This is a genomic window from Bilophila sp. T19-St14 (assembly GCF_059728385.1).
Genome location: NZ_BAAGFT010000002.1, coordinates 916,283 through 924,087, shown reverse-complemented (window position 1 = coordinate 924,087; position 7,805 = coordinate 916,283). Strand labels below are relative to the sequence as shown.

Genomic DNA, 7,805 nt, shown 5'->3' with positions numbered 1-7,805 from the left:
GGAATAGGATTTATCTGGACATACAGATTTTTTCCGGTAAATTTCCAAGTCCGCTACAGTACATTTCCAGCGCTCCCGGCCTATAAACCTCCTGAAATCCATATGATTCAGGAGGTTTTTTCATGCCCCATACTTATCCTACCATTCCCCCCTGCGGTTTTCTCCGTCTCCCCCAGGTTCTCGCCCTCTTCCCCATCAGCAAAAGCGCGTGGTGGGAAGGCTGCCGTACCGGACGTTATCCCAAACCCATCAAACTTGGTCCCCGCACCACGGTATGGCGGGCGGAGGACATACGGGCATTCATTGAACGTGTGAGCAGGGAAGGCATCAGCGAATAGCTGACCGCCTTATCCCGGTTCGCCGTTTCGGGAGCATCGGCAAAGCAAGATTGCTGATGTTCCCGCCCTCCTTTCACATCGGCATGAGGTCCACCAACAACCTGTTGCCAGGAGAACCGCATATGACCCGTCACTATTCAACTCGTTCAGTCGCTTCACCTTCTTCGCAAATTGGTGATTCCGACAGGCACACATCTGATTCCGGAAATCTCGACGCCTTTGTTTCAAATATCTATCTGCCGCACGTCAAACTCCGCAAGCGGAGCTGGCGCGTGGATGAGCGCATTGCCCGACAACATCTGTCCCCGACCTTCGGAGCGCGGGAACTTGCCGACATACAACGCCACGAAGTGGAAGACTGGCTGCACGGACTGTCGTCCGGCGGTTTGGCTCCGGCCACCTGCAACCGTATTCTGGCAGTCTTCAAGACAATTTGCTCTCTGGCCGTAATGCGTGGTCTTCTGCCCGCAGGACAATCGCCATGCGCGGGAGTCTCGCCCTTCAAAATTCACGCGCAGCGGGAACGCTACCTCTCGCGGGATGAGGCACAACGGCTCATGCGGGCGCTGGAAAAAAGCGACCGGCCGGAAGCCTTTGCCATCCGCCTGCTTCTGCTGACCGGGGCGCGCAAGAGCGAAGTCCTCAAGGCGCGCTGGGAACACGTCCGCCTGGATTTACGGCTGCTCATCGTACCGCTGTCCAAGTCCGGCAAGCCGCGCCATATCCCCCTCTCAGACGAAGCCATAGCAGTCATTCGCTCCATCCCGCGCCAGCAAGGGCTTCCGTGGCTGTTCCCCGGCCATGCTCCGGGAAAGCCGCTTTCCGATCTTTATCTGTTCTGGAACAGGCTCCGGCGGGAACTGGGGCTTGCCGACGTGCGCATCCACGATTTGCGGCATACCTTCGCCTCATTTCTAGTCAATGCCGGGCACTCGCTCTATGAGGTGCAAAAGCTGCTGGGGCACGGCGATCCCAGAACTACCATGAGATACGCCCATCTGGGGCAGGCGTCGCTGGTGGCGGCAGCCCAGACCGTAAGTACCTATCTTGCCAGGCATGACAATGAAAACGCACGCAGGAAAACCAACCCTCCGATACCGCGTAGGACATAGGTAAAAAGGCTACCTGAACACAGCCATATTTTTAGGCAGAAAACAAAAGAACAAAAAGAATTAAAAAAGACAAAAAAGAGGGGAGAAGTAGGCTGTTGGTCAACCTTGGATAAACATGGCTTTGTCTGGCCATTTTAGGTCTCAAATTAGATGTTCATCGACAGACACACTGTCAGTGCCCCATTGAAATTTAAGGGAAAATTGACAGACACACTGTCGATGAAGCCTTGAAAATCAATACATTCTAATGGCTGTTTTGGCAATATCACCTCTCTAAGAAAAAATTTTTCTGCTCGCCGCATAGTAAAATTTTTCCATAAAATTACTCTGTTATTTCTATACCTCCTCTTTTTTCCACAGAAAAAATCGACAGTGTGTCTGTCGAATACGACAGGGGCATCGATCCTTTGTGAATACAACGGGATTGAAGATGTGTCTCTTTTTATGCTCACAATATATTTCCAGAGAAAGTACAGCGTATGGATACGATACAGAAGAAAGATTTTCAGGAAGTGGGATTCGCCGCAGCCGTACTACGACAGGAAGCGCATGCCCTTACCATGATGGCTCGCGGGCTGGACACTGCGTTTTGCAGCGCTGTGGATTGCCTGTACGGGATAAACGGCAGAATTGCCGTCACCGGCATGGGCAAAAGCGGTCATGTGGCCCGCAAGGTGGCGGCAACGCTGGCTTCCACGGGTTCCCCCGCCTATTTCATCCATCCGGGTGAAGCCAGCCACGGAGACTTGGGGATGCTGACCTCCGACGATGCCGTTCTGGCCTTTTCCAATTCCGGCAACACGACGGAGCTTTCGGACATCATCCTGTATGCGGCCCGGCGCAACATCCCCCTGATAGGGGTAACGCGCAACGCGGACAGCCTGCTCGGCAAAAACGCCGCGCACCTCCTTTTACTGCCGCTTGTGCCGGAAGCCGACCCGCTGGACTGCGCGCCCACCACATCCACCACATTGCAAATGGCTCTGGGCGACGCGCTTGCCCTGACGCTGATGCGTCGGCACGGCTGCACTTCTGAAGAGTTTCACCGCTGGCATCCGGGCGGCTCGCTTGGCCGCAAGCTGATGACGGTCAGAGAAATCATGCACACGGGTGAGGAACTCCCCCTGCTTCCGGCGTCCTCGCTCATGTCGGAAGTACTCGTGCTGATGACCGGCAAAGGATTCGGCGTGGCGGGCATTCTCGAAAAGAAACGACTTGCGGGCATCATTACCGACGGCGACCTGCGCCGTCACATGGGGTCTTCCCTCATGGACAAGACGGCAAGGCAGGTCATGCATTCCGATCCCGTCACGGTCGGTAAAAATACGCTTGCCGTGGCCGCGTTGCGGCTCATGCAGGAAAACAAAATCACGTCGCTGTTCGTCACCGACGAAGAAAAACCAGTCGGTATTCTCAATATCCATGACTGCCTGCGCGCGGGGGTGGAATGATGCGGAGGGAATACCTGACTATCTCCCTCGCTCTCTGCGCCGTGCTTTCCGGCTGCGCCGCGCGTGAATCCGCTGCTCCGACCGCCCCCGTTCCGGAGGCTGCTCCCGCCGCGTTGTCGTTCGGCGAGCAGGTGGCCGCGCAGCCGGAAGGTTCCACGCAATACTTTGCCGAAAGTCCCTTCGGCCCGGCCACCATTGAGGTGGGACCGCTCTATCTTTCCGGCCTGGGCAACGAATGCCGTTCCGCCCGCGTCACGCACGGAAACATGAGCCACAGATTCGCACTCTGCAAGGAAAAAAACGGCGCGTGGCGTTTCATCCCCACCGTATTTGAGAGCATGCCACGATGAGAGCTGATACCATTCCAACCCCATCCGTATCGCCCGCGCTGACTGTGCAGGGCCGAGTTATCTCCGCTCTTATTTTAAGGGAAATACATACGTTGTACGGCAATACCCGGCTTGGCTACCTTTGGGCCATTATCCAGACGGCATTCGGTATCGGCGTATTCTGGGCTTTCCGTGAAGTTATGGGGGCGCATGCGCCTCATGGTATGGGGATGGCCGTATTTCTGCTCTGCGGTTTTATTCCCTGGTATATATTCAGCGATACCATCTCCCGGTGCATGAAAGCAGTAAGCGCCAACCAGGCGTTACTGACCTTTCCGCAGGTGACGGAGCTGGACCTCATGCTGGCCCGTACTGTGGTGGTCTGGGGGACGCAGGTTCTGTCCGCAGGCGTTATTCTGTCCGCTGCCGCCGCCTGTGGGCAACCCGTGGAATTGCGCATGCCCGCATCTCTGGCCTCCACGCTCTTCTTCGCGCCACTGTTGGGCCTGGGTATAGGATTGATTTTCGCTTCTCTGTCCCGCCTCTGGCCCACACTGGACAAGTTGATCCCCATGTGCCTTCGGATTCTGTTTTTTGCCTCCGGCGTGTTCTTTTATGTCTCCGAACTGCCTGCCAGATTCGCGGATGTCCTCCTGATTAATCCCGTGGCCCAACTCATTGAGTGGCAACGCTGCGGCTTTTCCGCGTCCTCGGCGGCCCCCGCATACGACATCGGCTATCTCGCCGCATGGTGCGCCGTTTCCCTGTGCGTGGGGCTGCTGCTTGAACGGCATGCCCGTGGGAGGACGCTGTGATTGAGTTGCGGAACATCAACAAAAGCTATCCGCTGCCTCGGCACGGGCGGAAGGAAATTCTGCGCAATGCCAGCATCACCTTCCGGCCCGGCGTGAACATGGGGATTCTGGGGCTGAACGGTCAGGGCAAGTCCACGCTCATCCGCATCATCAGTGGGGCGGAACGACCGGACAGCGGCATTGTAACGCGCAAGGGGCGGGTATCCTGGCCCATCGGTTTTACAGGAGGCTTCAACGGCAGTCTGACCGGACGGGAAAATCTGCGTTTCACCAGCCGTATTTATGGCGCGGACATCAGGGAAGTGACGGATTTCGTGGAGGCATTCTCCGAACTCGGCCCCTATATGGACATGCCCGTGAAAACCTATTCATCGGGCATGCGCTCTAAGCTGGCCTTTGGCCTGAGCATGGCCATCGGCTTTGATTTCTATCTTATTGATGAAGCCTACTCCGTAGGCGACGCCTCCTTTCAGGCCAAGGCCGAAAAGGTCTTCAAGGAACGCAAGGCGCATGCGACGCTGATTGTGGTGTCGCACAGCGTGGCGACCATCCGCAAAAACTGCGACAGGGCCGCCGTACTGCATAACGGCGTGCTTTCCGAATACGATACTCTGGGCGACGCCCTGCGCGTCTATACGGGGATTTGCCATGCCGGACATTAAGACAGGTATCCCCGCCACGCAGGCCCCCGGAGCCAAGTCCCCCGCGACACCCAAAACAGGCGAGACTCCAAACTCCGCAGTGTCGCCGACTATACCCGCACCCGCTGAGCAGCCCGCACCTCAGGTCATTCCCGATCTGGTTCTGACAGCACGCCCTGTGGTCACGACACTCGGCAAGATAAACTCCCTACTTTCCCCGACCATAAAGGCGGTACTGACTGCCGTGCTGCTGCCCGCCCTGTTGTCCCTGCTGTACTTCGGCCTGTGGGCTTCACCCATGTACATCGCCGAAGCCCGTTTCGCCGTGCGAGGGGCGGAAACCAGTGGAGGGGCCAGCGGCCTTGCCGCGCTGCTGCTGCCTTCCGGTGCCTCCGTGGGTGCGGACGCGTATATCGTGGCCGAATACATCCAGTCCCCGGACATCATGGAGGCCATTGACGGAGAAATGGGCATCTTCCGCCATTTCTCCAGCCGCGAGTATGACCTGATCAGCCGTCTGGCTACCGACGCCACGCGGGATGAACGCCTCTCCTATTGGCAATGGGCGGTGAAGCCCTCCTTTGACCCGGAAACCGGCATCATTGCCCTCTCCGTCAAAGCCTATGACCCGGCCACGGCCCAAAAACTGGCCGAGGCCGTGCTGGCCAGAAGCGAGGCGCTAGTCAACGCCATGAGCCGCCGGGCACAGGACGACGCCATCTCTCTGGCCATGAGCGAGGTAAAAACGGCGGAAGCTCGCGTGAGCAAGGCGCAGGTGGCTATGCGCGCCTTTCGGGATCGCAGCGGCATGCTGGACCCGGCCAGCACAGCGGGCGGGCTGCAAGGTATCGTCAGTCAACTGGAAGGCGAAGCCGTAAAAGTTCGTGCGGAAATCGCGGAAGCCTCCACCTACATGAGCAAGGACGCCCCGGCCCTGGTGGGCCTGCGCGCCCGCCTAGATGCGGTGGAAAAACAGCTTGTCTCGGAAAAGCTGCGTCTGGCTGGGGAAGCCCGGCCCGACAGCCTGAGTTCCTTTGCTGGAGAATATGAAGCGTTGCAGACGGAAAGCGAGTTCGCCCGGCAACAGCTTGTTTCGGCCATGACCTCGCTGGAAACCGCCCGCGTGAAAGCGGAGGCCAAGTCCCGTTATGTGGTGGCCTTCCAGACTCCGGTTCTGCCGGATGAATCCCTGTATCCCCGCCCCTTCCTGTTTACGGCCTATGTCCTTGTCGGTGCTCTGGTACTGGTGGGGCTTTGTTCCCTGATTATAGCCGCTGTGCGCGAGCACGCCGGATTCTGAGACAGATATGAACAGTAGATTTCTTCTTTCCGCAGCATTGATTCTGGCAATGACAACTCCCGCTCTAGGAGCAGGTGCCACGGTACAGAATACATCTTCCTACGGCGGCAGCCTGGGCAAACCCGGCAACCCCAGCCCCGGCGGCAGCGGAGGCATTCAGGGCGCGCCTTCGACCCGTCCTCCGTCCTATCTGCCCGGCGGCTATCAACGGGAAGCCATCTTTCAGCAGGCCATGTACAGACAGGAATCCTCCCGGCAACTAGAGGAGCGCCAACGCCGGTCCATGTCGGGCCTGCCCGCCTGGGCGCTGGAAAACTATCGCCCGGACATGACGCAGGGTCTGGAACCTTTCGGCGCGAATCTGTTCCGGGGCAATTTCGCCTCCACCTACGGCAGCGGCATGAACGACGATTATGTCATTCTGCCCGGCGACAGAATCACCGTGCGCGTCTGGGGCGCGAGAAGCTACGATGACGTGCTCTTTGTGGACCAGCAGGGCAACATCTTTCTGCCGGAAGTGGGGCCGGTGCGGGTGGCCGGACTGACCCAGTCCGCGCTTTCCGGCTCGGTACGGGCGAAACTGGCCTCGGTCTTTCCTGAAAACGTCAATATCTATGTGAACCTCCAAAGCGCCCAGCCCGTGGCCGTCTATGTGGCCGGAAACGTGCCCAATCCGGGACGTTATGCGGGCGGCCCGCAGGACTCCGTCATGTCCTACATTGACCGGGCCGGGGGCATCCTCCCGGAACAGGGCAGCTACCGGAACATCAAAATCCTGCGCGGCCAGCAGGTCATCGGACGGGTGGATCTCTACAACTACATGATGCACGGGGAGCTGCCGCATATCCGCCTCAAAGACGGAGACACCATCCTGGTGGAACCCTTCGGCATGTCCGTGGCCGCCTACGGCCTGCTGCGCCAGCCCGCCCGCTATGAGTTCAGAGGCGCGGCCAGCGGGAAAGACCTGCTGAACTACGCCCTGCCCATGAACGGCGTTTCCCACGTCAGCGTGGGCGGCATGCGCAACGGCGAACCGTTCAACGTCTATGTGACCCTGCATGACTTTCGCAGTCTTCAGCTTGCGGACGGGGACCGTGTGGAATTTGTGGCCGATACGCGGGGCAGGACCATCATGGTGGCCGCGTCCGGGGCCATTCACGGCGCGTCGCGTTTCCCGGTGCTCAAGCAGACCAGGCTGAAGACGCTGCTGGAATATATCGCGGTGGAACCGGAACTTGCGGACATCAAGTCCGTCTACATCCGCCGCAGGAGCGTGGCCGCCGAACAGAAAGTCATTCTCGCGGATGCCCTGCGCCGTCTGGAACAGAGCGCATTGACCGCCACCTCCGCTTCCGTGGACGAGGCCGGTATCCGGGTGAAGGAAGCGGAGCTGATCCAGAACTTCGTACAGCGGGCCTCGCAACTGGAGCCGGACGGCGTGCTGGTCGTGTCCCGCGACGGCAGAATTTCCGACGTGCTGCTGGAGGAAGGCGACGAGATCATCATTCCCCGGAAAACGGACGTGGTTCACGTTTCCGGCGAAGTGCTCATTCCCGCCGCCGTGACCTGGGAAAAGGGCCTCTCCCTAAAGGACTATCTCGGCGGCGCAGGCGGCCTGTCCGACCGGGCGGATACGGACAATATCCTGATTGTGGGCCTGAACGGGGAAGTCTCCCATGCCAAGGGACAGCCCATCGAACCCGGCGACCGCATCCTGGTCATGCCCAAGTTTGATTCCAAAAACCTGCAACTGGTCAAGGACGTCACCCAGGTGCTCTACCAGATGGCCGTGGCCGTCAAGGTCGCCGTAGGGCTATAG

Annotated in this window: 8 protein-coding genes; all 8 read left to right on the top strand. The window is 58.7% G+C overall.

The genetic code is table 11. The features are described from left to right. Positions 1-122 precede the first annotated feature (122 nt). On the top strand, positions 123-338 hold the full coding sequence (locus tag AC6I1V_RS18380; protein WP_497737330.1) for a helix-turn-helix transcriptional regulator: 216 nt from the start codon (positions 123-125) through the stop codon (positions 336-338). A gap of 122 nt (positions 339-460) precedes the next feature. Then, the gene (locus AC6I1V_RS18375) at positions 461-1,450 is read left to right on the top strand and encodes a tyrosine-type recombinase/integrase (protein WP_497737329.1); all 990 of its coding nucleotides are present in this window, start codon (positions 461-463) and stop codon (positions 1,448-1,450) included. A gap of 479 nt (positions 1,451-1,929) precedes the next feature. Continuing rightward, positions 1,930-2,901 carry a KpsF/GutQ family sugar-phosphate isomerase gene (locus AC6I1V_RS18370; RefSeq protein WP_497737328.1) on the top strand — a complete coding sequence of 324 codons (972 nt, stop codon included), beginning with the start codon at positions 1,930-1,932 and terminating at the stop codon, positions 2,899-2,901. Next, the gene (locus AC6I1V_RS18365) at positions 2,898-3,251 is read left to right on the top strand and encodes an RT0821/Lpp0805 family surface protein (protein WP_497737327.1); all 354 of its coding nucleotides are present in this window, start codon (positions 2,898-2,900) and stop codon (positions 3,249-3,251) included. Before AC6I1V_RS18370 ends, AC6I1V_RS18365 begins: the two co-directional genes overlap by 4 nt. After that, a complete protein-coding gene (locus tag AC6I1V_RS18360; RefSeq protein WP_497737326.1) occupies positions 3,248-4,045 on the top strand; it encodes an ABC transporter permease in 798 nt (265 codons plus the stop codon). The genes AC6I1V_RS18365 and AC6I1V_RS18360 overlap by 4 nt, the downstream gene beginning before the upstream one ends. Then, the gene (locus tag AC6I1V_RS18355; protein ID WP_418717030.1) at positions 4,042-4,707 is read left to right on the top strand and encodes an ABC transporter ATP-binding protein; all 666 of its coding nucleotides are present in this window, start codon (positions 4,042-4,044) and stop codon (positions 4,705-4,707) included. Before AC6I1V_RS18360 ends, AC6I1V_RS18355 begins: the two co-directional genes overlap by 4 nt. Beyond that, complete coding sequence (locus AC6I1V_RS18350; protein ID WP_497737325.1) at positions 4,694-5,986, top strand: KpsE/RkpR family capsule polysaccharide export protein; 1,293 nt, start codon at positions 4,694-4,696, stop codon at positions 5,984-5,986. Before AC6I1V_RS18355 ends, AC6I1V_RS18350 begins: the two co-directional genes overlap by 14 nt. Positions 5,987-5,993: 7 nt before the next feature. Further along, on the top strand, positions 5,994-7,805 hold the full coding sequence (locus tag AC6I1V_RS18345) for a polysaccharide biosynthesis/export family protein (RefSeq protein ID WP_497737324.1): 1,812 nt from the start codon (positions 5,994-5,996) through the stop codon (positions 7,803-7,805).